Raw genomic sequence first — 22724 nt, forward strand, 5'->3', positions numbered from 1 at the left:
GGGCCGGCTCAGCGCTGCTCCGCCAGGAACGCCAGCACCGCGTCCTTGAAGCCCCGCGCGGGCACGGTGCTGGTGTGGTCGCGGCCGGGGACGCTCACGAACCGCGCCCCCGCCTCCGCCGCCAGCAGCTCACCGCCGGGAGCGATCGGATCCGCGCCGCCGGTCACGAGCAGCGTCGGCAGGTGGGGATGCCGCCCGTGCTCCGGGTGCGCCCCGCCGCGGACGCCGTCGGCCACCGCCACCAGTGCCGCGAGGTCGTTGCCCTGCACGCCCTCCGCCATGCCGATGAAGGCGCGGGTGAAGCCGTCGTCGATCTCGCCGCCGGAGGCGACGCGGGCCCGGGCCGCCTCCGCGTCGAAGGAGCGGAGGGGCTCGCCCACGGTCAGCCCGCCGAGGCTCAGCGATGCGAGCCGCTCCGGGTGCTCGAGCCCCAGCACCCAGCTCATCCGGGCCCCGAGGGAGTACCCGAGCACGTGGGGCGCGTCGAGGTCGTAGGAGTCGAGCACCCGCACCAGGTCGGCCACCATGGCGTCCACGCCGTAGGAGTCGGAGTGGTGCGGCTTCTCGCTCGCGCCGTGCCCGCGCTGGTCGAGCGCGACGACGCGGTACCCGGCCCGGTGCAGCGTCCGCAGCCAGCCCGACGTCTCCCAGTTGAGCACGGCGTGGGAGGCGAAGCCGTGCACGGCGAGGACGGTCGGGGCGCTCTCCTCGCCGACGGAGTAGGTGGCCAGCCGCACTCCGTCGTCGGCCACGACGTACACGGGCGGAGGGAAGGCGATCACTCCACCACCCTGCCCGCCGCCGCGACGTGGAGGGGGCACCGGGCCGCGGACACGCCGGGCGGAGTCCCGGGAGCGGGGAGCCGTGCGGACCGGGGTGCCCCGACGGTCAGCGCGGCGGACGGGTGGAGCGGGCGAAGGGCACGGCGATCCAGAGGCGCACGGTGCGTCCCCGGCCGGACCGGATCCCGAGGACGACGCACAGCACGAGGTTGAGCACGGCCAGCGCGAGGATCGCCGAGATCGTCGCGAGCGGCCAGTCGGCGCCGAGCGAGTCGCGCACCGACACCAGCGCGAGGTGCAGCGGGACCAGCATCAGCTGGAGTGCGAGGTAGGTGAGCTGCCAGTTGACGGCGACCAGGCCGTTCCGGTCGCTGAGGGTGCCGATCCGCCGCCGCGACCCCCACACCATCACGGTCGCCGTGAGGGAGATCACAGGGGAGATCACCACGAAGCCGGCGAGCGCCGAGAGCCCGGCGAACCAGACGGCACGGGCGCCCTTGCGGTCCCGGGTGCGGTGCCGCAGCTCGTCGTCGTCCATCGCCGCCTCCTCGCGCCGGGACCAGTCTCGCACCCGCCCCCGCGTCGAGGCGGGGGATCGCCCCCGAGTTCCGGGGGTTCCCCGGATGGGGCGGGTCCGGGCGCGTCCGTAGCGTGGAGGCATCGCCGGAGCACACCGGCAGCACCGCCGGCCCGCCCGGCGGCACCGCATCCCGCCGGGCGACCGGCACCCGAGAAGGAGCACACCGTGACCACCGACGACCGCACCGCCCGCCTCTCCACCCCCGCCGACGAGCAGCCGACCGTGGACCTGGGCGCGACCGCCGTCCTCACCGAGGAGCGGCCGTCCACCGGGGAGCGCCCCGCCGCCGAGGAGCCCGCCTCCTCGCAGCAGGCCCGCGCCCCCTACGGCACCCCCGCCGTCCCGCCCGCGGCGCTCGCCCCGGCGCCCTCGACCCCGTTCTCGCTCACCAGCCTGATCCTCGGCGTCACCTCCGTCTTCTTCGGACTGACCGTGATCGCTCCGGCCGCGGGCCTCGTCTTCGGCATCCTGGGCCTGCGGAGGGAGCCGACCGGCCGCACGCTCTCGATCTGGGGCATCGTGCTGAACTCCGTCATGCTCGGCCTCGTCCTGCTCTTCGCGATCGCCGTGCTCGTCGTGGTCGTGCTCGTGCCGCTCGCGGCCCTCGCGTCGGGCAGCGACTACCGCTGATCCGCCGCTTCCCGCGTCCCGCGCCTCCTGTCCGCTCCGGCGGCGGGAGGCGCGGTCGTTCCGCGCCCGCCGAGCGGACGCTCCGCGCCCGCGTCCGCCGCCGCCCCGTGCCCCGGGGATAGGCTGGCCGCGCAGTTCGCGAGCCCCCTGCACCCTCCGGGGCCGCACGACGACAGCAACGGAGCTGGACGTGACCCTCGCACCGAGCACCCTCCCCGACCGCGACCCGGAAGGCAGAGCCCTGGACGACACCGAGACCCCCGCCACGCGCACCGAGAGCGACTCCCTCGGCTCGATGGAGATCCCCGCCGAGGCCTACTGGGGCATCCACACGGCGCGGGCCCTCGACAACTTCCCGATCTCGAAGCGCCCCATCTCGATCTACCCCGATCTCGTCCGGTCCCTCGCCACGGTCAAGCTCGCGGCCGCCCGGGCGAACACCGAGCTCGGCAGCCTCGCCCCCGCCAAGGCCGAGCTGATCGAGACCGCGTGCCGCCGCATCATCGACGGCGAGTTCCACGACCAGTTCGTGGTCGGGGTGATCCAGGGCGGCGCCGGCACCTCGACGAACATGAACGCGAACGAGGTCGTCGCCAACGTCGCACTCGAGATCGGCGGCTTCGAGCGGGGCGACTACGCCCACCTGCACCCGCTCGACGACGTCAACCGCAGCCAGTCCACCAACGACGTCTACCCGACCGCGATCAAGATCGCGATGACCTGGTCGCTGCGCCGCCTGCTCGACGAGCTGGCGCTGCTGCGCGAGTCGTTCTCCCGCAAGGCGGTCGAGTTCGGCAGCGTCCTGAAGGTCGGCCGCACGCAGCTGCAGGACGCGGTGCCGATGACGCTCGGCCAGGAGTTCCACGGCTTCGCGACGACCCTCGGCGAGGACCACGCCCGTCTCTCCGAGACCATCTGGCTGCTCGCCGAGGTCAACATCGGAGCCACCGCGATCGGCACCGGCATCACCGCCGATCCGCGCTACGGCGCGGCCGCGGTCCGCCACCTCAACGAGATCACCGACCTCGACCTCGAGATGGCGCAGGACCTCGTCGAGGCGACGAGCGACACCGGCGTCTTCATGTCGTTCTCGAGCGCGCTCAAGCGCTCCGCGATCAAGCTGTCCAAGATCTGCAACGACCTGAGGCTCCTCTCCTCGGGCCCGCAGGCCGGCTTCGGTGAGATCAACCTGCCTCCGCGCCAGGCGGGATCCAGCATCATGCCCGGCAAGGTGAACCCGGTCATCCCCGAGGTGGTCAACCAGGTCGCCTACTCGGTGGCCGGGGCCGACGTCACGGTCACGATGGCGGCCGAGGCGGGTCAGCTCCAGCTCAACGCCTTCGAGCCGGTGATCGCGCACTCGCTGCTGCAGAGCATCACCTGGATGACGCAGGCCTGCAGGACGCTCCGCGAGAACTGCATCGACGGCATCACCGCGAACGTCGACCGGCTCGAGGCCATGGTCGCCTCCTCGGTCGGGGTCGTGACGGCGCTCACGCCGAGCATCGGCTACACCGCGTCCGCCGCCCTCGCGAAGGCCGCCCTCGCGACCGGCCGCAACATCGCCGACCTCGTGGTCGAGGCGGGGCTGATGTCCCGCGAGGAGGTCATGCGGCTGATCTCGCCGGCGCGGCTCTCGGGCATCGAGGCGATGACCGCGGCGCTCCCGATCATCGACCCCGCGCCGGAGGCGTGACCGCGGCCGCGAGGCGCGCCCCGGCGTAGCTGCGCCAGGGCGCCCAGCGGCGCCCGGCCTCGGCCAGCGCGCGCTCGCCCGCGGGCAGGCCGAGCGCCGCCGCGTTCCGCCGGAGCGCGGGATCCCCGGTGAGCAGGACGTCGGGATCTCCGGTCGCCCGCTGCGCCACCTCGGCCGCCGTGGCCGCGTCGATCCCGGGGACCGCCAGCAGCTGCTCGGCGAGCTCCTCCCGGTCGGCGTCGAGCCGCAGGGCTCCCTCGGCGAGCAGCGTGCAGGTCCGCACCAGCACGTCGGCGGATCCGCGGAGCACGTCGGCGGCGTGCTCGGCGATCACCGCGGGGGAGGGGAAGGCGCGTGCGATCGATCCGCTCGCCACGGACTCCGGGAGCGTCGCGCCGAGCGCCGCGACCAGCCGTGCGGCCTCCCGCCGGCCGAGCAGCGCGCGCACCAGCGTCTCGGCCGGGTCGACGGAGCCGGGCACGCGGACACCGGGGCGGGCGGCGACGCTCGGAGCGAGTGCGGGATCGGCCGCGAGGGCCTCGTCCACGGCGCGGGCGTCCGCGTCCAGGTCGAGCAGCCGCCTCACCCGGGCGACCAGCGGCCCGACGTCGGCGACGGAGACGAGCGTCGCGCTGCAACGGACGCTCTCGCCGTCCGCCTCCAGCCGGATCAGCGCCGCGCCCCCGGGCAGGACGAGCGAGCGCGCGTAGCCGCCGGGGGACGCCTCCTCGATGCCCGGGAGCGCGGCGCCGCCGAGCACGTCGAGCACCCCGAGATCGAACGGAGCCCGCACTGCCAGCCGGAGCTCCAGCGTGGTCGCGCCGTCGTGGACGCTCGCCTCGGAGCGCGTGCCGCGGGCCGAGGCGCGCAGGGCCGTCGGGGTCCGCTCGTACACCTCCGCCAGGGTCGCGTTGAACTGCCGGATGCTCGTGAAGCCGGCGGCGAAGGCGACGTCGGACACGGGCAGGTCGGTGCTCGTGAGCAGGAGCCGGGCGGTCTGGGCGCGCTGGGCGCGAGCGAGGGCCAGCGGAGGCGCGCCCAGCTCCTCGCGCAGGATGCGGCCGAGGTGGCGCGCGCCGTAGCCGAGTCGGGCGGCCAGCCCCTCGACCCCCTCGCGGTCGACCACTCCGTCCGTGATCAGCCGCATGGCGCGCGCCGCCGTGTCGTCGCGCAGGTTCCACTCGGGGGAGCCGGGGACGGCGTCCGGCAGGCAGCGCTTGCAGGCGCGGAGCCCCGCCTCGTGCGCGGCGGCGGCCGTCGGGTAGAAGCGCACGTTCGCGCGCCGCGGCGTGATGGCGGGGCAGCTCGGACGGCAGTAGATGCCGGTGGAGTGCACGCCGGTCAGGAACCGCCCGTCGAACCGGGAGTCGCGGGAGGCGACGGCGCGGTAGCGCTCCTCGAAGAGCGGATCGGAGTCGGGCACGCCTCGAGCCTCGCACGCGGCGACGTCGAGCAGGAGCGGGAATCGGACACGGGCGTCCGCACCCCGGCCCTCCTCCACGCGCCCGGCGCGTGTCAACCGCCGACAGCGCACCCCGCCCGTGCCCTACTGTCGGCCCCATGAGCGCCTATCCGCCGCCCGCACCGCCCGCCACCGCCCGCCCCTCCGTCGTGCCGACCGTGCTCGGCTCGATCGGCGTGGCGCTCCTCGGGATCCTGCTGCTGCTCGTGCTCGCCTACGTGGTTCTCGGACTCGGCGTCAGCGCCGCGGGGATCTGCGCGGTCATCGCCCTCGTCCCGCTGACCGTGGTCCTGCTGGGCGTCCGCTGGGTCGACCGGTGGGAGCCGGAGCCAGCGCTGGGCCTGTGGTTCGCGTTCCTCTGGGGGGCGGCCGGGTCCGTCGCGATCGCGCTCCTGGTCGACCTCGGCGTGCAGATCGCCGTCTACGCGTCCGGGCAGCAGCCGAGCGGATCCGACTTCGTCGGCGCCGTGATCCAGGCGCCGCTGGTCGAGGAGACGGCCAAGGGGATCGGCGTCCTCCTCGTCCTGCTGATCTGGCGCCGGACCTTCGACGGACCCGTCGACGGCATCGTCTACGCGGCCGTCGTCGCCTCCGGGTTCGCCTTCGTCGAGAACATCCTCTACTTCGGCAGCGCGCTGGTGGAGGGCGGTCTCGGCTCGCTCGCCGTGACCTTCTTCCTCCGCGGGGTGCTCTCGCCCTTCGCGCACGTGCTCTTCACCGCCTGCACGGGCGCGGCCCTCGGCTTCGCCTCGAACCGGCCCGCCGTCGCGCGGCTGCCCATCGCCCTGCTCGGGCTGGCGCTCGCCGCGTTCCTGCACGCGCTCTGGAACGGCTCGTCGTTCCTGGTGTCCGACTGGTTCGGCTTCTACGGCGTGGTCCAGGTGCCGCTGTTCGCGGTCGCCGTGGTCGTCGTGGTGCTGCTGCGCCGGCAGGAGCGGCGCGTGACGCTCCAGCGGCTCGACGACTACGCCGTCGCCGGCTGGCTCTCGCCGGCTGAGGTGCGGATGATCGGCACCGCGGAGGGGCGCCGCACCGCCGCCCGCTGGGCCCGGAGCGCGGGAGGGGACCGGCCGCGGGCGATGCGGGACTTCCTCCGCTCGGCGACGAGGCTCGCGCACCACCGGCAGCACCTGCTGCTGGGCCGCGGCGGACGCACCGGAGCGGTCGACGAGCAGGTCCTGCTCGACGAGCTCGTCGCCCGCCGGGCGGTGCTCACCCGCTGAGCCGGGGCCGCCCCCGCTCAGCCCCGGCGCGCTAGGCGGAGGCGCTGCGCACGCGGCGCTCGCCGGCCGTCACGGGCACGCCGAGCCGGTTCTGCGCGGGCGGCAGCGGGCAGTTGTAGTGGGGCGAGAAGCCGCACGGCGGGATGTAGGCCCGGTTGAAGTCCAGGAGCACCGGACCGGGGGTGCCCGCGTCGGCCGCTCCGCCGATCCGCTGCACGACGAGGAAGCGGCCGACGGGGTAGCTCGCGAGCTCCGGGTCGTCGCTGCGGTTGGTCGGGTCGCCGAACGGGACGAGGAGCGTGCCGCCGTCGTCGAACGCCGCGACCGTGTGCTCGCGGGCGCGCCCGTCGTCCACGAGCGAGAAGGTGATGTCGCCGGGCACGACGAGCTCGCGGGTGGCGCCGTTGTCGCGCAGGTGCTCGAACGGGACGGTGCGGTCCTCGGCGACCGGCTCGAACCACGCCTCGAGCACCCAGGCGGCGTCGAACGGGAAGGTCTCGATGGCGTCGAAGGACCGGATGCCGTCGGAGGCCGCATCCCAGACGCGGTAGCCGTACTCGGGATCGCCGGTGTCGAGGTTCTCGCGGCGCATCCGCGTCAGGGTCGCCGAGGGGCCGTAGCCGGCGAGCGCCTGCTCGTCGTCGACGCTCTCGCCGGGCTCGAGCCAGCGCGTCTCGACGAGGGCGAGATCGCCCCGGGGTCCGGTGACGCGCTCGACGCGTCGGGCGAGCCACGACTCCCAGCCGGCGCGTGCCGACTCCGTGAGGTCGATCGAGGCGCGGGAGGGGGCGGTGACGCTGCTGCTCGGAGTGGCCATGGGGCGTGCAACGCGGGGCCGTCCGGTTCTCTTCCCGGTCGATGACCGGACGGAGGACGGGCACCCGCGAGAAAGAGCTCGACGCCCTGCGGCAGCGGCAGGGCCGGCTGCTCGGACGGGGCGTCGAGCTCTTCGTGAGAGAGAGGATGCTCCTCCGCGGCGCCGAGCGCAAGAGGCATCCGGATCCCGCTGTCGGCACGGCCCGCTTCGGATCGCTCGGTAGACTGGACCGCCTGTTTTCCCGCGGCCCCCGGAGCGCATCCCGCGCCTCCCGGCCCGCGGCGGCGGACCCTCGGAAGGCGGACGATGACGGACGGCAGCACTGTGCAGGCCACCGAGCTCTCTCGGGAGCGCGACTACGTGGCGGCGCTCTACGCCCGCCTCGACGAGCTGATCGCCCAGGCCCGCGAGGCTCTGGACACGGTCCGCATCGAGAGCGTCGGCGGCAACCACCAGAGCCGCTCCGAGCGCGACGCCTACGCGCGGCTCTACGAGGACCGCATCCGCTCGCTCACCGGCGCCGACGACCGGCTCGCCTTCGGCCGGCTGACGCTCGCGGACGCCGACGCCGAGCACCGCTACATCGGCCGGATCGGCCTGCGCGACGAGGAGCAGGACACGCTGCTGCTCGACTGGCGCGCCCCGCAGTCGGCCGCGTTCTACCAGGCCACCGCCGCCCGGCCGATGGGGACGCGCGCCCGGCGCCACCTCACCACTCGGGGCCGCGAGGTCCTCCGCTTCGAGGACGAGGTCTTCGACGAGGAGCTGCTGCGCGAGGGCACCGTGCTGCAGGGCGAGGGCGCGCTCATGGCGGCCCTCGGTGCGCAGCGCACCGGCCGGATGCACGACATCGTCGCGACCATCCAGAGCGAGCAGGACCGCATCATCCGGTCCGAGCTGCGCGGCGTGCTCGTCGTGCAGGGCGGGCCGGGCACCGGCAAGACCGCGGTCGCCCTGCACCGGGCCGCCTACCTCCTCTACTCCTACCGCGACCGCATCGCCTCCTCCGGCGTGCTCGTGGTCGGCCCCTCACGCTCCTTCCTCCGCTACATCGAGGCGGTGCTGCCCTCGCTCGGCGAGACGGGTGTCGTCCTCTCGACGCTCGGCCAGCTCTACCCGGGCCTCGACCTCGTCGAGGAGGACGTGCCCGCGGTCGCCCGCGTGAAGGGCTCGGCGCGCATGGCGGAGCTGCTCAAGCGCGCGGTCCGCTCCCGCCAGACCGTCCCGGCCGAGACCCAGGTGCTCGACGTCAACGGCGAGAAGCTCCGTCTGGAGCCGCAGGACGTGGAGCGCGCGATCACCCGCGCGCGCGACACCCGCAAGCCGCACAACGAGGCGCGCGTCTCCTTCGTCAAGACGCTGCTCTCGCAGCTCACCCGCCAGCTCGCCGATCAGCTGCGGAGCCACGGCAGCACGGTCGACGAGGCCGACGAGGCGGTGCTGCGCGAGGACGTGCGGACCGCCCACGACGTCCGCGTCGCTCTCAACACCGCGTGGATCCCGCTGACCCCCGAGAAGCTGCTGCAGGACCTCTACGCCCGTCCGAACTGGTTCGCGACCCTCACGCCGCGCTGGACCGCCGCGCAGCGCTCCCTCCTCCGCCGAGACCGCGACGCTCCGTTCACGGTCTCCGACGTACCGCTGCTCGACGAGGCCGCGGAGCTGCTCGGCGCCTACGACGACCACGCCGACGCCTCGAAGAAGGCCGAGAAGGAGCAGCGCAAGCGCGACGTCGAGAACGCGGAGGCCGCCATCCGCAACATGGGCGTCGACGGCCTCGTCAACGCCAAGGACCTCGCGGCCGGCTTCGCCGAGCGCTCGGTGCTCGGGACCACCGCCGAGCGGGCCGCGGCCGACCGCACCTGGACCTACGGGCACGTCGTGGTCGACGAGGCGCAGGAGCTCTCGCCGATGCAGTGGCGGGTGCTGCTGCGCCGCTGCCCGATGCGCTCGTTCACGATCGTGGGCGACGTCGCGCAGGCGTCCGGCGCCTCCGCCGCCTCGAGCTGGGACGCCGCGCTCCGCGACACCTTCGGCCGCCAGGGCCGGGGAGTGGAGGCGGCGCCGTGGCGCCTGGAGGAGCTGACGGTCAACTACCGCACGCCCGCGCAGATCGTCGCCTTCGCCGAGCGGACGGCGCGCGAGAACGGGCTGGAGATCACGCCGGGGGAGGCCGTGCGCTCCACCGAGTGGCCGGTGCGGACGATCCGCGATCGCGGCGACGCGAGCCTCTCGGAGCGCGTGCTGGCGGCCGTCGTCGAGGACCGGGCGATCGAGGCGGAGGGGACGCTCGCGGTCATCGCGCCCGACGACGACCTCGCCGCGATCGCCGAGCGCCTCGAGGAGCGGTTCGGCCGGGAGGTGGGCCGCGGAGCGACCGGGCTCGACCGCGCGATCGCCGTGCTGTCGACGAACGACGCCAAGGGGCTCGAGTTCGACTCCGTGATCATCGCCCGCCCTCGCCTCATCGCGCAGACCGGCGAGCGCGGCGCCGCATCGCTCTACGTCGCGATGACCCGGCCGACGCAGCGCCTCACGCTCGTGGAGTGAGTGCTCGCAGCCCGCTCCCAGACTCCGCTCCCGAGCGCCGTAGGATCGAGGCATGAGCAGCGAGAACCTGACCAAGCCCGAGGTCGACGCCCCTGAGGGCCCGGCCCCCGACACCCTCGTCGTCGAGGACATCGTCGTCGGCGACGGCGCCGAGGCGCAGCCCGGCTCGACCGTCGAGGTCCACTACCTCGGCGTCGAGTACGACACCGGCGAGGAGTTCGACTCCTCCTGGAGCCGCGACCAGTCGATCAACTTCCCCCTCAACAACCTCATCCGCGCCTGGCAGCAGGGCATCCCGGGGATGAAGGTCGGCGGCCGCCGCAAGCTGATCTGCCCGCCCGCGCTGGCGTACGGCCCGGCCGGTGGAGGGCACCCGCTCTCCGGCAAGACCCTGATCTTCGTGATCGACCTGCTCGGCACCAAGTAGCTCCGAGCACACGACGAAGGCGCAGCTCCTAACGGGGCTGCGCCTTCTTCACGCGGTCGACCAGCTCGCGCCAGGCTCCGTCGAGCTCGGTCTCGCCGAGGCGGACGTGGTGCGTCTGCACGCGGATCTCGTAGACGAAGCGGTCGGCCCGGCCGGGGGACTCGCCGTCGGCGGCGTCCCAGGGGAGCGAGCCGAGCAGGTCGCGCCACGCGCCCTCGTCGGGCTGCTGCTCGACGTCGACCCGCCACACCCGGCGGAGGCCGGCGAATCCGCCGCTGCGCGACACGATGACGTCCATGCGCGCGATGCTACCCGCCTCCGCCCTCGATCGGACCGGCTCAGGCGGACAGGGTCACGCCGACCGTCGTCCAGCCGGTGCGCACGGCGGCCTCGACCTCGGAGCCGGATCCGTAGCGCTCGGCGGCGGCCTGCACGGTGAGCGCGGCGAACGCCTCGAAGTCGGCCGTCGCGGTGAGGACGCCCCCGGTCAGCACGTCGTACCAGACCTGCCCTGCGCGCTCCCACGCCTTCCCGCCGAGGGTCGTCGCCGCCACGGCGAACGCGCGGTTGGGGATCCCCGAGTTGATGTGCACTCCGCCGTTGTCGTCGTCGGTCTCGACGTAGTCGGCCATCGAGCCCGGCTGCGGGTCGGAGCCGAGGACGTCGTCGTCGTACGCGGTGCCGGGGGCGATCATCGACCGCAGGGCCGTGCCCTGCACCTCGTCGGTGAAGAGCCCCTCGCCGATCAGCCAGCTCGCCTCGTCGGCGCTCTGGCCGGCGCCGTACTGCTCCAGCAGGGCTCCGAACACGTCCGAGACCGACTCGTTGAGCGCTCCGGACTGGCCGCGGTAGACGAGGTTCGCCGTGTACTCGGTGATTCCGTGGGCGAGCTCGTGGCCGATCACGCTCTGCGAGACGGTGAAGCGGCGGAACACCTGGCCGTCCCCGTCGCCGAAGACCATCCGCGAGCCGTCCCAGAAGGCGTTGTCGTAGTCGTCGCCGAAGTGCACGGTCGCGTCGAGCGGCAGCCAGGCGTCGTCGATCGAGTCGCGGCCGTACGCACCCTGCAGGAAGGCCGACATCGCGCCGAGGCCGTCGTACGCCTCGTCGACGGCCGCGTCCCCCGTGGCCGCCTCGCCCTCGCGGCGGACGACCGTGCCGGGCAGGGTCTCCTCGGTCCGCGCGTCCGCGATGGTGCGCTGGAGCGACTGCACGCGGGTGCGCGGCGAGGACGTCGCGGTGGCGGTCGGCGCCCCGCGGTCGGGCGCGGGCTCTCCGGGCCGGACGCGCCGGAACGGCACGTCCTGCTCGAGCGAGCGGCTCGCGGCCCGCGCGGCCCGGGCGAAGGCTGGATCGTCGAGGCGGGCGATGCGGACGAGGAGGTACGGCGGCACGACGGTTCGTCTCATGCCCCGATCCTGGCACCGACGTCCGACACGGTCCCGGGCTCGCCCGGCGGGCCCGCATGCGGTAGCACCGAGCGGTAGCGTGAGCGCGACGAGCGGTTTCCAGCGATCCGGGGCCAGGCCCCGAGGACGACGAGGGCGGACATGGGCATCATCACGCGGGGCTTCTTCGGCAAGAGGGAGGCGGACCCGGACCTCCCGCCGGGCCAGCACCTCGAGAACGGCTTCCCCGTCCTCTCGATCGGGCCCACCCCGAACATCCACGAGTGGGCCTTCTCGATCGACGGCGGCCCCGCGGGCGTGCGCCGCTGGAACCGGGAGGAGTTCGACGCGCTCCCGCACGAGGACGTGCACACCGACATCCACTGCGTGACCCGGTGGTCGAAGCTCGGCACCAGCTGGCGCGGCGTCTCGGTCGACACGCTGCTGGAGGGCCTGGAGACGGACGCCGGCTTCGTCATGGCGCAGAGCTTCGGCGGCTACACGACGAACCTCCCGCTCGCCGAGATCCGAGGCGGGAGGGCCTGGGTCGTCACCGAGTTCGAGGGGAAGCCCCTCGCGGCCGAGCACGGCGGCCCCGCCCGGCTCCTGGTGCCGCACCTCTACTTCTGGAAGAGCGCGAAGTGGGTCCGGACGCTCCGCCTGATGCCCGGCGACGAGCCCGGCTTCTGGGAGCAGAACGGCTACCACATGCACGGGGACCCCTGGAAAGAGGAGCGCTACTGGTGATGTGGACGGAGGCGGTGGCCGAGTCGGTCGCGCCGCTCACGCCCACGTCGCGCCTCCTGGTGCTCCGCGTGCCCGGGTGGCCGGGCCACCTGGCGGGGCAGCACCTCGACGTGCGCCTCACCGCGCCCGACGGCTACCAGGCGAGCCGCTCCTACTCGATAGGCGCCCCGGCCGACGGGGAGCGGGTCGAGCTCGCGGTCGAGCGGCTGGACGACGGGGAGGTCTCCCCGTACCTGGTCGACGGCCTCGAAGCGGGCGACCGGCTCGAGATCCGCGGTCCGATCGGCGGCTGGTTCGTCTGGCGTCCGGAGCAGGCGGAGCCGGTGCAGCTGATCGCGGGCGGGAGCGGCGTGGTGCCGCTGATGGCGATGGCGCGCGAGCACGCCCGGTCCGGGAGCGCGGCGCGGATGCAGCTGCTCTACTCGGTCCGCTCGCCCGTCTTCGCCTACTACCGCGAGGAGCTGGCGGCGCTCGCCGAGCGGCCGGCCGCGACGGGCGGAGTCGCGGTGGACCACGTCTTCACCCGGGTCGCGCCGGCGGGAGCGGCACGTCCGGCCGGCCGCGTCACTCCGGAGCTGCTCGCCGAGGCGGCTCTGCCGGCCTCGCTCGAGCCGACCGTCTACGTGTGCGGCCCGACCTCGTTCGTCGAGGCCGTCGCCACCGCCCTGGTCGAGCAGGGCCACGCGCCCGAGCGCGTCCGCACCGAGCGCTTCGGCGGCGCCTGACGCCTGTCCCCGCGAGGCGCCGCGCCCCGGCGGCGCCCCGGAGGAGGGATCACTCGAAGGAGACGGTGCGGTTCTCTCCGATGTCGGGCTGTCCGCCGGTGACGGCGGCCTTGAGGACCTTGAACAGCACCACCGGACGCGGCTCGTCGGTCGCCCACAGCTCGACGGTCTCGGCCTCGACGCGGATCAGCGCGACGGTCGGGTCGTCCTTGCCGTCGGGGAACCAGCCGGCGACGGCCGGGGACCACAGCTCGTCCACCTTCGCCGGGTCGTGCACGACGGTCGCCGAGCCGGCCACCGACAGGTAGCCCTTCTTCGACTCGAACGCGACGTTGACGCTCGGGTTCGCGCGGATGTCGTCGACCTTGGGCGACGGGTCCTGCGTGAAGAACCACAGCTCGCCGTCGAAGTCGATGTCCTGGGCCTTGAGTGGACGGCTGACGAGCTGCCCGGTGGCGTTGACGGTGGTGAGGAGCCCGATCCCGGCGCTCTTCACCATCTCGGTGATCTGCTCGCGGTCGTCGGAGTCGGCGGGAGTGATGTCGGTGTCGGTCATGGTGCCGACGCTACGCGGACCGTGCGCCGCCGCAAGGGGTGGCGACGCCTCCCCGCGCGTGTCTAGCGTCGAGGCATGGACACCGAATCGACGTACACCGCCATCCTCGACAGCGGAGCGGAGCAGGAGAGCATCCGCCTCGAGATGATCGACGGCTCCCCGCAGCGCTCCTTCACCCGCCTGGCCGACATCGACGGCGAGGAGGTCGAGGTGGTCTGGGAGCTGGAGCCCGACGACGACGGCTTCCACGTCTACCGCCCGGTGCGGGTCGAGGGCCGCGACGACGACAGCGGACTGGTCTCGGACGACCGGCTGACCGACGGCGGCGGCGCCGACGCGGCCTCCGGCGACTGATCCCCGGCGCGCCCGTCCGCCGGCCTGAGCCGAGCGGGCGGGCGCGCTGTCCCGTCCGGCTCGAGGGAGACGCCCCTCCGCTCAGGCCGTCGGGTGCAGGGCGTCGTACCCACGGAACCCCGGTCGGAGTCGCAGCACCGCGGCGAGGATCGCGATGATCGCGAGCCCACCCGCGAGCGGCGGCAGCCAGAGCAGCGCGAGCGAGGCGAGCAGTCCCGTGTAGAGGTCGCCGACCCGCGGGCCGCCCGTCACCACGACGATGAACACGCCCTGGAGACGACCCCTCATGTTGTCCGGGACCGCGGTCTGCAGCATCGTCTGCCGGAAGATCGAGCTGACGTTGTCCGAGGCGCCCGCGCCGGCCAGGGCGACCGCCGCCAGCGCGATGAGCACCGCGTTCGGCGCCGACGCGTCGTGCTGCACGAGCGCGGCACCGAGCAGGACCGCGCCGAAGGCGACGACGAAGGCTCCGTACACCTGGATCGAGCGGCCGATCGCGAGGCCCTGCCGTCGGACCCCGGTCAGCCGGCCGGAGAAGACGCCGCTGATCAGCGCCCCGATCGCGAACGCGGCCGTGAGCGCGCCCACCGTCACCGCGCCTCCGCCGAGCAGCACGGCGGCGGCCGCCGGGAAGACCACGCGCGGCTGTCCGAAGGTCATGGCCACGATGTCGACCAGGAAGGACATCCGGATGTTCGGGGCGCCCCTCAGGAAGCCCAGGCCGTAGCGGAGGGACTCCAGCCCCGGCCGCTGCCGCTCGCCCTCGGGCACGAGCGCCGGCAGCCCCGCGATGCCGAGGAATGCGGCGAGGAACAGCACGACGTCGATCGTGTACGTGATCGCGAAGCCGGAGGAGGCGACCAGCACGCCGGCGAGGGCGGGCCCCACGGTCACCTCGACTCCGCTCGCGATGCCGCCCAGCGCGGCGGCGGCGGGGACCAGCTCGGTGCGGAGCAGCCGCGGAGCCAGCGTCATCCGGGTGGTCACGATCACCGTCGTCGCCACCGCGTTCACGGCGGTGAGCACGTAGAGGGAGAGCGGGGTCTCGGCGCCGAGCCAGGCGAGGGCCGCGATCCCCGCGGTCGAGCCCCAGGCCACGACCGCGGCGAGCAGGAGCACCAGGCGGCGGTCGAACGCGTCGGCGAGCATCCCGCCGTAGAGGCCGGCGATCACGGTCGGGACCAGCGCCACCACGCCGACCAGCGCGACCGCGAGGGTCGATCCGGTGAGCTCGTAGATGTGCAGGCCGACCGCGACGATCGTCATCTGGCCGCCGATGCCCGAGATCACGTTGCCGGCCCAGAGCCGGGCGAAGGCCGGGGACTCGCGGAGGGGGGAGACGTCGAGGACGTGGCTGCGCCGGGGGGCGCGGGGGGTCTGGCTCACTCGCTCCATTCTGCTGACTCCGCCGCCCCGGCGGGCCGCGTCGCGCCGATCCGGGGGCTCAGGGGTCATCCCCTAGGGTGAGAGGCATGAGCACGTCATCCGACGGCGCGCCCGGGCGTCAGGGTCCTCCTGCCCCGCGAGCAGCCGGAGCCGCCCCCTCACGACGCTCGATCCGCACCGCCGCCGAGGCGGGCGCGCGTCGCGCGGCGGCCGCCACGGGCGGTCGGCGCAGCTCCACGGGCGGCGTCCGCGCCGGAGCCGCTCGGACCGGTGCCACGGCCTCGGGAGCCCGCGGGTTCCTCCGCCGCTACGGAGCCGGGATCGTCTCGGTCCTCCTGGCCGTCCTCGCCGTCCCGCTGTCGTTCTTCGTCTGGTACGCACTGATCTCGCTCGGCGCCTACCCGGGCGACCAGGCCGTCAGCGATCTGCTGGTCGGCGTGCTCTACACCGCGCTCGTGCACGCGGTCCTGCTCGCCGGGATCCTGCTCGCCGTCTCCACCCTCCGCGCCCGGCGTCGCGAGAAGCGCCCGCCGATCGCCGGCTGGATCGGCGTGGTCCTCAACGTCCTCGTGCTCGTCTACTGGCAGCTGCTGGTCTCGCCGTGGCTCGTCGTGCTCTGGAACCGGGCCACCGGCTCCTGATACCGCCCTCCCTCTGGTAGAGTCGTCCGGTTGCCGTTCGACGGCCGCGGATCAAGAGAGCCCACGCATCAGGCGCCGGGCACCGCGCAACGAGAGAGAGGGGATCCCATATATGGCACTCGAAGCAGATGTCAAGAAGGCGATCATCGAAGAGTACGCGACCCACCCCGGTGACACCGGATCCCCCGAGGTGCAGGTGGCCGTCCTGACCAAGCGGATCAAGGACCTCACCGAGCACCTCAAGGAGCACAAGCACGACCACCACTCGCGTCGTGGTCTGCTGCTGCTCGTGGGTCAGCGTCGTCGACTCCTCGGCTACCTGTCGGATGTGGACATCAACCGCTACCGCTCGCTGATCGAGCGTCTCGGTCTGCGCCGCTAGCTCCTCCTGGAGCAGGGCGCGGTCTCGATGACACCGCGAACTTCTTGCCGAACGGGCCGTCCTCCTCGCGGAGGGCGGCCCGTTCGCGTTCCCGGGCGGACGAGGCGCGCGGCGCCGGTCAGGGCAGGGGAGCGGGGCGGTCGACTCCGCCCCACGAGTAGCCGCTCGAGGCCGAGAACCAGTCGGCCGCGGCCCGCTGGAGCGCCGTGTCCTCCTCGGGGCGGCCGGGAGCCTCCACGGCGTCGACGAGCCCGGGCAGGGCGATCCGCCACGCCGCCGCGCTGCGCTGGGCGCGGGCCCAGTCGCGCGCGCACACCGGGTCCTCGGCCGCCGCGGCGAGAGCCCGCGGCGAGGTCACCCGCCAGCCGGTGTCCGACTCCGCGACCACGACCGCGCAGGTGAGCGCGGCGCCGCGGATGATGCTGTCGGGACCGGCGGAGGGGCCGATCGCCTGATCCTGAGCCGCGACCACCGCGGTGAGCGCGAGCTGCAGCCGGGTCGAGGGCTCGTCGGGCCGCGGTCGGATCCTCCCGTCGCCGGCCGAGACCGAGGCCGCCGATCCGGGTGCGAGGAGCAGCCCGGAGGAGGACTGCGACGCGTGCAGGCTCAGCAGCCCCGTCACTCCGTCCGTCCCGCTCGTCACGCCCCGCACCGAGGAGTCGCCGAGACTCCAGACGACGGGGGTGCGGTTGTGGATCGTGAGGCGCCGGTGGTCCTCGTCGAGGCAGGCCACGAGGTGGCCGGCCGGCACGCCCGCTCCGCCCTCGAAGGCGGACGAGGCGGCCAGCAGCTCCCGGGCGTCGTCGCACTGGGCGGGGGCGTCGGAGGCGGCGGCGGCCTGGTCGGCGACCGGCGCCCGGGGGGCGAGGGAGCCCTGCACGCCCGCGACCGCCGCCGTGGTGAGCGCCGCGGCGGCGAGGAGGAGGACCACGCCGCGCCTGCCCATCCTCCGCACCTCCTGGTCGGAGGCTAGCCCGGCGCGGGCGCTCGGGCCAGCGCTGCGAGGGGCTCGCGAAGTGTCCGGCAGGAATTCTTTCGAGGAATCTCAGACCGGGTGCATCCGAGGAGGCGCCTCGGCCGGAAGTAGTGGTGAAGGCCCTTCTCGACCACCCCCCGACCCCACGCGGGTCCCATCGTGAAAGAGGAACACCGTGACCACCTCCCGCTTCTCCCGCAGCCTGCTCGCCGGTGCCTGCATCGGAACCCTGGCCGTCGTCGGCATCGCCGCCACGCCCGCCGCCGCCGCCGACGCCGACTCGGCCGACCTCTCGGTCCTGCACGCCGTCCCCGACACCCCGGTCGACGTCTACGTCGACGGCAAGCTGACGCTCGACGACTTCACCCCCGGCTCGCTCGCCGGCCCGCTCGACCTCCCCACCGGCACCTACAAGGTCGCCATCACGGCCTCCACCGCCGCGGACGCCAGCGCCCCCGTGATCGGCCCGATCGACATCAGCCTCGAGGCGGGGAAGAGCTACACCGTCGCGGCGCACCTCACGCCGGACAACACCCCCACCGCGACCCTCTTCACCAACGACATCTCGAAGACTGCCGCGGGCGAGGGCCGGCTCACGGTCCGCCACATCGCCGCCGCTCCGGCCGTGGACATCCTCGCCGGAGGGTCGCCCGTCCTGACGAACGTGACGAACCCGAACGAGGGCGTGCTGAACCTCGCCCCGGCCACGATCTCGACCGTGGTCGCCGCGACCGGGACCACCGCGCCGGTCATCGGCCCGGCCGACGTGCAGGTCCAGGAGGGCGTGAACACGATCGTCTACGCCTGGGGCAGCCTGGAGAAGGGCAACCTCGCTCTCGCGACGCAGACCATCGACGGACTGCACTCCTCGCCGTCGGGCGTCCCCGCCGGTGAGGCCGGCCTCGCCGCGGACAACCGCCCCGACGCCGCCGCGGGCTGGTGGGGCGGAGCACTCCTCGCCGCCCTCGCCGCTGCCGGCGCCGTGCTGATCGGCCGCCGCACCGCCGCCTCGCGTCGCTGACCCGAGGATCCGACCGCCGGGACGGCCGTGCTGGAGCGCGGCCGTCCCGGCACCCCCCGACCACGACCCAGGAGGACGCCATGAGCCGGAGCCCCTTCCCTCTGCGCGTCCTCGCCGTGGTCGGGCTGATCGTGGCCGGTGCCGGTCTCGCCGGATGCGCGGCGCAGGAGTCCCGGGTGGAGCCCGCTCCCGCCGCCGTCTCCTCGGCGCCCCAGCAGCCGGTGCCGGCCACGGTCCCCTCCTCGCCCGCGGCGGCCCCGCCGGAAGCGGTGCCGTCCGTCCCGGTGGCGGACGCCCGGCTCGGGGCGACCCCCGCCCCCACCGCGCTCGCTCCCGAGCGGCTCGTCGTCGACGGGCTCCCCGTCGACATGGCCGTCGAGCCGGTCGGAGTCGCGGACGACGGCACGATGGAGCTCGTGCCCGACACGCAGGTCGCCGGCTGGTACCGCTTCGGCGCCGGCCTCGACGAGCCGGAGGGCACGGTCGTGATCGCCGCGCACGTCGACTCCCTCGCCTACGGCCTCGGGCCGTTCGTCGAGCTGAAGAAGGCGGTCCCGGGCCAGACCGTGACCCTCACCGGCGCGGACGGCGCGGAGCGCGCGTACACCGTCTCGACGGTGGAGACCACGGAGAAGACCACGGTCGACCTCTCGGCCGTGTTCGCCGCCGACGGACCGCCGCGGCTGGTCCTGATCACCTGCGGCGGCGACTTCGACTACGACACCCGCCACTACCTCAGCAACGTGGTGGTCACGGCCGTCCCGGCCGGCTGACCCGCCCGCCCGAGCCTCAGCGACGTACGATGAGCCTCGCAGCGCCGCACGCCCCCGGGCGGCAGCGCTCCCCGCAGCCCTGGAGGGACCCCCTGATCGAGACCATCGAGCCCGCCGACGGCGCCGAGGCCGACAGCGCTCTCGTGGCCCGGCTCGGCCGCCGCTTCGCCGCAGGGGAGGAGGCGGCGCTCGCCGAGGCGTACTCGCGCTGGTCGCCGCTGGTCTTCACGCTGGCGCTGCGCTCGCTGGGCGACCGCGGCGACGCGGAGGACGTGGTGCAGCGCGTCTTCGTCTCGGCCTGGACCTCGCGCTCGGGCTTCGACCCCGGACGGGCGGCTCTCGGAGCCTGGCTGGTGGGGATCTCCCGGAGGAGGATCGCGGACGCGCACGAGGCGCGGGCGCGCGAGCGGAGGCTCACCGAGGCCCTCGTCGCCGTCACGCCGGTCGAGGAGGGGGAGTCCCCCGTCGACCTCGAGGCGCGGATCCTGATCGCCGACGAGCTGGCCCGCCTGGATCCCGTCCCCCGGCGGGTGATCGGCCTCGCCTTCTACGAGGACCTCACCCACACCGAGATCGCCGAGCGCACCGGCCTGCCGCTCGGTACCGTCAAGAGCCACATCCGCCGCAGCCTCGACCGGCTCCGCTCCCGCCTGGAGGTGAGCAGCACATGACCCACCTCGATCCCGACGAGCTCGCCCTGCTCGCCCTCGGCGAGCACTCGAGCGACGCTGAGCAGGCCCACCTGCGCGACTGCCCCGACTGCGCCCGGCAGCTGGTCGAGCTCGGCCACGCCGCGGGCCTGGGCCGTGCGAGCCGTGCTGTCGAGCTGGAGGCGCCGCCCGCGATCGTCTGGGACCGCATCCGCGAGGAGCTCGCCCTCGGCGACCTCGGGCCCGGCGCCCTGCCGTCGTCGGCCGCTGCCGTGCCGCCTCCGCTCGCCCTTCCCCCGGGACGGCACCGTCCCGCCCGCCGCCGCCGGCCCCGCGCTCTGAGCGCCGTGCTGGCCGCTCTCGGCGCGCTCGTCATCGGGGTCGCGGGCGGAGCCTGGTGGCAGGCCTCGCGGAGCGACGACACCGCCGCCGTCGTGGCGCGCGCTGATCTCGCCGCTCTCCCCGACTGGCAGGGAGCGAGCGGAACCGCCGAGCTGGAGGACGCCGACGGCACCCGCCGCCTGCACGTGCACCTCGATGCGCAGAGCGCGGACGACTCGTACCGGGAGGTCTGGCTCCTCGCCGCCGACGCCTCCGGGCTGGTCGGCCTCGGCGTGCTCGACGGGACCGACGGCGTCTTCGCCGTGCCCGACGACGTCGACCTCGCCGAGTACCCGCTCGTGGACGTCTCCCAGGAGCCGTTCGACGACGACCCGGAGCACTCCGGCGACTCGATCGTCCGCGGCCCCCTGCGCGAGGGCTGAGGCCTAGGCCGACCGCTCCGCCAGCACGGCCGTGAGCGCCTGCACCGCGGCGGAGGGGCGCGGCGCCGTGCAGACCGAGAGCTCCCAGACCAGCCCCGGCCAGTCGAGCGCGAGGGCCGTGACGCCCTCCAGCGGCTCGACGCCCGCGCGCGGCACGATCGCCGGCCCCAGCCCCGCCTGCACGAAGCGGGGGATCCCCGGCAGATCGGCGACCTCGGTGGCCACCCGGCGCGACGCCCCGGCTTCGCGGAAGGCGAGGTCGACGGCGACCCTGTTGCCGAAGCCGGCGGGCGTGTCCACGAAGGTGAGCCCGTCGAGGTCCTGCGGGGAGGGCGGTCCCGCCGCGGCGAGCGGATGCGCGCTCTCCACCAGCAGGACGTAGTCGCTGCGCACCAGCCGCGTCACCGCCAGGCCCCGCAGCTGCGTCGCCGGCAGTGCCAGCAGAGCGGCGTCGAGCAGGCCGCGGCGCAGGTCCTCGGCGAGACCGGTGGAGCCGGTGGTCGAGGTGCGCAGGAGAAGGTCCACCAGCGGGTGCCGAGTGCGGAAGACGCCGAGCGCGCCGGGCAGGTCGACGAGGTCGAGGGCGGAGAAGGTGCCCACCCGCACCCGCCCGCGGAGCCCCGCCGCGTCGTCGGCCGCGAGCGAGCGCATCCGGTCGAGGCTGTCGATCGCCGATCGGGCCGAGGGCAGGAGCGCCTCGCCGACCGCGGTGAGCGCCACCCGCCGGGTCGAGCGGGCGAACAGCGGCGAGCCGAGCTCCTGCTCGAGCGAGCGGATGCTCGCCGAGAGGGTCGACTGCACGACGAACAGGCGCGCGGCCGCCCGGGTGAAGCTGAGCTCCTCGGCGACGGCGATGAAGGCGGCGAGCTGGCGGTCGTCCATGCGCCCATTATCCAACAGGGACGATCAATCCATCCGAGATCCTCCGTTGGACACGGATGATGGGGCGGAGCACTGTGGACACCGTGACCACCACCGAGCGCTCCCTCCCGTCCGTCCATCGCCGCGAGCTCCCGCACCGTCACGGCTTCTGGGTGATCGCCGTCGCCTTCCTCACGGTGATGGCGTTCTCGACCGTGCCGACACCGCTCTACGCGATCTACCAGCAGCGCGACGGGTTCCCGGCCTTCGTCGTCACCGTGGTCTTCGCCGCGTACGCGGTCGGAGTCGTGGCGAGCCTCTTCCTCGCCGGGCACGTCAGCGACTGGCTCGGCCGCCGCCGGATCCTGCTCGCGTCGATCCTCGTCGAGGTCCTGGCGGCCGCCGTGTTCCTGCTCTGGCCGGACGTGCCCGGGCTGATCCTCGCCCGCCTGCTGACCGGGCTCGGCGTCGGCGCGCTCACCGCGACGGCCACCGCCCACCTCTCGGAGCTGCGCGCCGTCGCCCGCCCGGAGGAGGGCCCCGGCACCTCCCGCGCCGTCTCCGCCCTCGTCAACATGGGCGGGCTGGCGCTCGGCCCGCTCGTCGGCGGGGTGTTCGCCGCGACGGTGCGCGAGCCCCTGGTCGTCCCGTACGCCGTGTTCCTCGTCCTCCTGGTCGTCCTCGGGATCGGCGTCGCGCTCGTCCCCGAGACGGTCGAGCGGCGCGAGGTCCTCCCGGCGTACCGTCCGCAGCGCCTGGCCGTGCCGGCCGCGTCCCGCGGCGTCTTCCTCTCGGCCGCGGTCGGCGCGTTCGCCGGGTTCGCCGTGTTCGGCCTCTTCACCTCGCTGGCGCCGACCTTCCTCGCCGGGCGCTTCGGCGAGACCTCCCACCTCGAGGCGGGCGCGGTCTCCTTCGGGGTCTTCGCCGCCGGAGCCGTCGCGCAGCTGGTCTCGATCCGGCTGTCCTCGCGGACGGCGCTCCGCCTCGCGGCCGTGGCGCTGACGGCCGGGCTGCTGCTGGTCGCGACCGGCGCCGTGATCGTCTCGGTGTCCGCCTTCATCGTCGGCGGGGTGCTCGCGGGAGCGGGCGTGGGCCTGCTCTTCCGCCTGGCGCTCGGAGTCGCCGGCTCGCTCGCCACCGACGAGACCCGCGGCGAGGTGCTCGCGGCCGTGTTCCTCGCCGCCTACCTCGGCCTCGCGGTGCCGGTCCTGGCGATCGGTGCCGCGCTCGCGCTCCTGCCGGCCGTCCCGGTCCTGCTCGGCTTCGTCGCCGTCGTGCTCGTCCTGGTGCTCGCGGCGATCGCCCGAATGCGGCGCACCGCCTGACGCGAGCG

25 protein-coding genes are annotated in these 22724 nt (G+C 74.4%); 15 read left to right on the forward strand and 10 right to left on the reverse strand.

What is annotated here, in order from left to right:
- Nucleotides 1-8: 8 nt before the first annotated feature.
- Together C5C10_RS03990 and C5C10_RS03995 are read right to left on the reverse strand one after the other, a co-directional pair.
- Nucleotides 9-782, reverse strand: coding sequence for an alpha/beta fold hydrolase (locus C5C10_RS03990; RefSeq protein WP_181073386.1), 774 nt, complete (start codon nt 780-782; stop codon nt 9-11).
- 106 nt (nt 783-888) lie between these two features.
- The gene (locus C5C10_RS03995) at nt 889-1320 is read right to left on the reverse strand and encodes a DUF4870 domain-containing protein (RefSeq protein WP_181065463.1); all 432 of its coding nucleotides are present in this window, start codon (nt 1318-1320) and stop codon (nt 889-891) included.
- Nucleotides 1321-1527: 207 nt separating this feature from the next.
- On the opposite strand from C5C10_RS03995, the gene C5C10_RS04000 reads away from it, so the two are divergent.
- A complete protein-coding gene (locus C5C10_RS04000; RefSeq protein WP_104328576.1) occupies nt 1528-1992 on the forward strand; it encodes a DUF4190 domain-containing protein in 465 nt (154 codons plus the stop codon).
- Between the two features lie 241 nt (nt 1993-2233).
- Nucleotides 2234-3688 carry an aspartate ammonia-lyase gene (locus C5C10_RS04005; protein ID WP_258060401.1) on the forward strand — a complete coding sequence of 485 codons (1455 nt, stop codon included), beginning with the start codon at nt 2234-2236 and terminating at the stop codon, nt 3686-3688.
- Here C5C10_RS04005 and C5C10_RS04010 read toward each other — a convergent pair.
- Nucleotides 3663-5111 carry a DNA-3-methyladenine glycosylase 2 family protein gene (locus tag C5C10_RS04010; protein WP_181073387.1) on the reverse strand — a complete coding sequence of 483 codons (1449 nt, stop codon included), beginning with the start codon at nt 5109-5111 and terminating at the stop codon, nt 3663-3665. The genes C5C10_RS04005 and C5C10_RS04010 overlap by 26 nt on opposite strands.
- Nucleotides 5112-5248: 137 nt before the next feature.
- Between C5C10_RS04010 and C5C10_RS04015 the strand changes: the two genes are divergently transcribed.
- Nucleotides 5249-6373, forward strand: a complete 1125-nt coding sequence (locus C5C10_RS04015; protein WP_104233243.1) for a PrsW family intramembrane metalloprotease — start codon at nt 5249-5251, stop codon at nt 6371-6373.
- Between the two features lie 31 nt (nt 6374-6404).
- Here the strand turns inward: C5C10_RS04015 and C5C10_RS04020 are convergent, their stop codons facing one another.
- Entirely contained in the window at nt 6405-7190 is a 786-nt protein-coding gene (locus C5C10_RS04020) for a DUF1684 domain-containing protein (RefSeq protein ID WP_104328578.1), read from the reverse strand.
- Between the two features lie 306 nt (nt 7191-7496).
- On the opposite strand from C5C10_RS04020, the gene C5C10_RS04025 reads away from it, so the two are divergent.
- Complete coding sequence (locus C5C10_RS04025; RefSeq protein WP_104233245.1) at nt 7497-9740, forward strand: UvrD-helicase domain-containing protein; 2244 nt, start codon at nt 7497-7499, stop codon at nt 9738-9740.
- 52 nt (nt 9741-9792) lie between these two features.
- A complete protein-coding gene (locus C5C10_RS04030) occupies nt 9793-10167 on the forward strand; it encodes an FKBP-type peptidyl-prolyl cis-trans isomerase (RefSeq protein ID WP_104226280.1) in 375 nt (124 codons plus the stop codon).
- 28 nt (nt 10168-10195) lie between these two features.
- Here C5C10_RS04030 and C5C10_RS04035 read toward each other — a convergent pair whose 3' ends face one another.
- Nucleotides 10196-10465, reverse strand: coding sequence for a protealysin inhibitor emfourin (locus C5C10_RS04035; RefSeq protein WP_104283800.1), 270 nt, complete (start codon nt 10463-10465; stop codon nt 10196-10198).
- Nucleotides 10466-10505: 40 nt separating this feature from the next.
- A complete protein-coding gene (locus C5C10_RS04040) occupies nt 10506-11576 on the reverse strand; it encodes a M4 family metallopeptidase (RefSeq protein ID WP_104224821.1) in 1071 nt (356 codons plus the stop codon).
- A gap of 141 nt (nt 11577-11717) precedes the next feature.
- Here C5C10_RS04040 and C5C10_RS04045 point away from each other — a divergent pair, with 141 nt between their 5' ends.
- Nucleotides 11718-12302 (forward strand): molybdopterin-dependent oxidoreductase, encoded by a 585-nt coding sequence (locus tag C5C10_RS04045; RefSeq protein WP_104224820.1) that lies wholly within the window; start codon nt 11718-11720, stop codon nt 12300-12302.
- Nucleotides 12302-13027: a ferredoxin reductase gene (locus C5C10_RS04050; protein ID WP_104226284.1), complete on the forward strand. Its 726-nt coding sequence runs from the start codon at nt 12302-12304 to the stop codon at nt 13025-13027. Before C5C10_RS04045 ends, C5C10_RS04050 begins: the two co-directional genes overlap by 1 nt.
- Nucleotides 13028-13076: 49 nt before the next feature.
- Here C5C10_RS04050 and C5C10_RS04055 read toward each other — a convergent pair whose 3' ends face one another.
- Nucleotides 13077-13583: a pyridoxamine 5'-phosphate oxidase family protein gene (locus C5C10_RS04055; RefSeq protein WP_104224818.1), complete on the reverse strand. Its 507-nt coding sequence runs from the start codon at nt 13581-13583 to the stop codon at nt 13077-13079.
- A gap of 75 nt (nt 13584-13658) precedes the next feature.
- On the opposite strand from C5C10_RS04055, the gene C5C10_RS04060 reads away from it, so the two are divergent.
- On the forward strand, nt 13659-13937 hold the full coding sequence (locus tag C5C10_RS04060; protein ID WP_104224817.1) for a hypothetical protein: 279 nt from the start codon (nt 13659-13661) through the stop codon (nt 13935-13937).
- Nucleotides 13938-14018: 81 nt separating this feature from the next.
- On the opposite strand, the gene C5C10_RS04065 is transcribed toward C5C10_RS04060, so the two are convergent.
- On the reverse strand, nt 14019-15323 hold the full coding sequence (locus C5C10_RS04065) for an MFS transporter (RefSeq protein ID WP_258060396.1): 1305 nt from the start codon (nt 15321-15323) through the stop codon (nt 14019-14021).
- 86 nt (nt 15324-15409) lie between these two features.
- On the opposite strand from C5C10_RS04065, the gene C5C10_RS04070 reads away from it, so the two are divergent.
- Together C5C10_RS04070 and rpsO are read left to right on the forward strand one after the other, a co-directional pair.
- Nucleotides 15410-15964: a hypothetical protein gene (locus C5C10_RS04070; protein ID WP_104224815.1), complete on the forward strand. Its 555-nt coding sequence runs from the start codon at nt 15410-15412 to the stop codon at nt 15962-15964.
- Between the two features lie 112 nt (nt 15965-16076).
- Complete coding sequence (gene rpsO, locus C5C10_RS04075; protein WP_068252328.1) at nt 16077-16346, forward strand: 30S ribosomal protein S15; 270 nt, start codon at nt 16077-16079, stop codon at nt 16344-16346.
- A gap of 118 nt (nt 16347-16464) precedes the next feature.
- On the opposite strand, the gene C5C10_RS04080 is transcribed toward rpsO, so the two are convergent.
- On the reverse strand, nt 16465-17292 hold the full coding sequence (locus C5C10_RS04080) for a hypothetical protein (protein ID WP_104283796.1): 828 nt from the start codon (nt 17290-17292) through the stop codon (nt 16465-16467).
- Between the two features lie 205 nt (nt 17293-17497).
- Between C5C10_RS04080 and C5C10_RS04085 the strand changes: the two genes are divergently transcribed.
- The 4 genes from C5C10_RS04085 to C5C10_RS04100 all read left to right on the forward strand — a co-directional run bounded on the left by C5C10_RS04085 (nt 17498) and on the right by C5C10_RS04100 (nt 20530).
- Nucleotides 17498-18343 (forward strand): DUF4397 domain-containing protein, encoded by an 846-nt coding sequence (locus C5C10_RS04085; RefSeq protein WP_104239038.1) that lies wholly within the window; start codon nt 17498-17500, stop codon nt 18341-18343.
- 80 nt (nt 18344-18423) lie between these two features.
- Entirely contained in the window at nt 18424-19116 is a 693-nt protein-coding gene (locus C5C10_RS04090) for a class F sortase (RefSeq protein ID WP_104328580.1), read from the forward strand.
- A gap of 29 nt (nt 19117-19145) precedes the next feature.
- Nucleotides 19146-19787 (forward strand): RNA polymerase sigma factor, encoded by a 642-nt coding sequence (locus tag C5C10_RS04095; RefSeq protein WP_104267078.1) that lies wholly within the window; start codon nt 19146-19148, stop codon nt 19785-19787.
- Nucleotides 19784-20530, forward strand: coding sequence for an anti-sigma factor (locus C5C10_RS04100; protein ID WP_104239041.1), 747 nt, complete (start codon nt 19784-19786; stop codon nt 20528-20530). Before C5C10_RS04095 ends, C5C10_RS04100 begins: the two co-directional genes overlap by 4 nt.
- Before the next feature lie 3 nt (nt 20531-20533).
- Here C5C10_RS04100 and C5C10_RS04105 read toward each other — a convergent pair whose 3' ends face one another.
- Entirely contained in the window at nt 20534-21412 is an 879-nt protein-coding gene (locus C5C10_RS04105; protein WP_104247423.1) for a LysR family transcriptional regulator, read from the reverse strand.
- 83 nt (nt 21413-21495) lie between these two features.
- On the opposite strand from C5C10_RS04105, the gene C5C10_RS04110 reads away from it, so the two are divergent.
- Nucleotides 21496-22716, forward strand: coding sequence for an MFS transporter (locus tag C5C10_RS04110; protein WP_258060398.1), 1221 nt, complete (start codon nt 21496-21498; stop codon nt 22714-22716).
- Nucleotides 22717-22724: the final 8 nt, after the last annotated feature.

The organism is Rathayibacter sp. AY1A3, from assembly GCF_002930975.1.
Lineage (GTDB): Bacteria > Actinomycetota > Actinomycetes > Actinomycetales > Microbacteriaceae > Rathayibacter.

Bases quoted from the DNA above. Each gene is read 5' to 3' on its own strand.
- C5C10_RS03995 (WP_181065463.1), bottom strand. From the start codon at position 1,320: ATGGACGACGACGAGCTGCGGCACCGCACCCGGGACCGCAAGGGCGCC.
- C5C10_RS04015 (WP_104233243.1), top strand. From the start codon at position 5,249: ATGAGCGCCTATCCGCCGCCCGCACCGCCCGCCACCGCCCGCCCCTCC.
- C5C10_RS04020 (WP_104328578.1), bottom strand. From the start codon at position 7,190: ATGGCCACTCCGAGCAGCAGCGTCACCGCCCCCTCCCGCGCCTCGATC.
- C5C10_RS04025 (WP_104233245.1), top strand. From the start codon at position 7,497: ATGACGGACGGCAGCACTGTGCAGGCCACCGAGCTCTCTCGGGAGCGC.
- C5C10_RS04030 (WP_104226280.1), top strand. From the start codon at position 9,793: ATGAGCAGCGAGAACCTGACCAAGCCCGAGGTCGACGCCCCTGAGGGC.
- C5C10_RS04035 (WP_104283800.1), bottom strand. From the start codon at position 10,465: ATGGACGTCATCGTGTCGCGCAGCGGCGGATTCGCCGGCCTCCGCCGG.
- C5C10_RS04040 (WP_104224821.1), bottom strand. From the start codon at position 11,576: ATGAGACGAACCGTCGTGCCGCCGTACCTCCTCGTCCGCATCGCCCGC.
- C5C10_RS04045 (WP_104224820.1), top strand. From the start codon at position 11,718: ATGGGCATCATCACGCGGGGCTTCTTCGGCAAGAGGGAGGCGGACCCG.
- C5C10_RS04050 (WP_104226284.1), top strand. From the start codon at position 12,302: ATGTGGACGGAGGCGGTGGCCGAGTCGGTCGCGCCGCTCACGCCCACG.
- C5C10_RS04055 (WP_104224818.1), bottom strand. From the start codon at position 13,583: ATGACCGACACCGACATCACTCCCGCCGACTCCGACGACCGCGAGCAG.
- C5C10_RS04060 (WP_104224817.1), top strand. From the start codon at position 13,659: ATGGACACCGAATCGACGTACACCGCCATCCTCGACAGCGGAGCGGAG.
- C5C10_RS04070 (WP_104224815.1), top strand. From the start codon at position 15,410: ATGAGCACGTCATCCGACGGCGCGCCCGGGCGTCAGGGTCCTCCTGCC.
- rpsO (WP_068252328.1), top strand. From the start codon at position 16,077: ATGGCACTCGAAGCAGATGTCAAGAAGGCGATCATCGAAGAGTACGCG.
- C5C10_RS04080 (WP_104283796.1), bottom strand. From the start codon at position 17,292: ATGGGCAGGCGCGGCGTGGTCCTCCTCCTCGCCGCCGCGGCGCTCACC.
- C5C10_RS04090 (WP_104328580.1), top strand. From the start codon at position 18,424: ATGAGCCGGAGCCCCTTCCCTCTGCGCGTCCTCGCCGTGGTCGGGCTG.
- C5C10_RS04095 (WP_104267078.1), top strand. From the start codon at position 19,146: ATGAGCCTCGCAGCGCCGCACGCCCCCGGGCGGCAGCGCTCCCCGCAG.
- C5C10_RS04100 (WP_104239041.1), top strand. From the start codon at position 19,784: ATGACCCACCTCGATCCCGACGAGCTCGCCCTGCTCGCCCTCGGCGAG.
- C5C10_RS04105 (WP_104247423.1), bottom strand. From the start codon at position 21,412: ATGGACGACCGCCAGCTCGCCGCCTTCATCGCCGTCGCCGAGGAGCTC.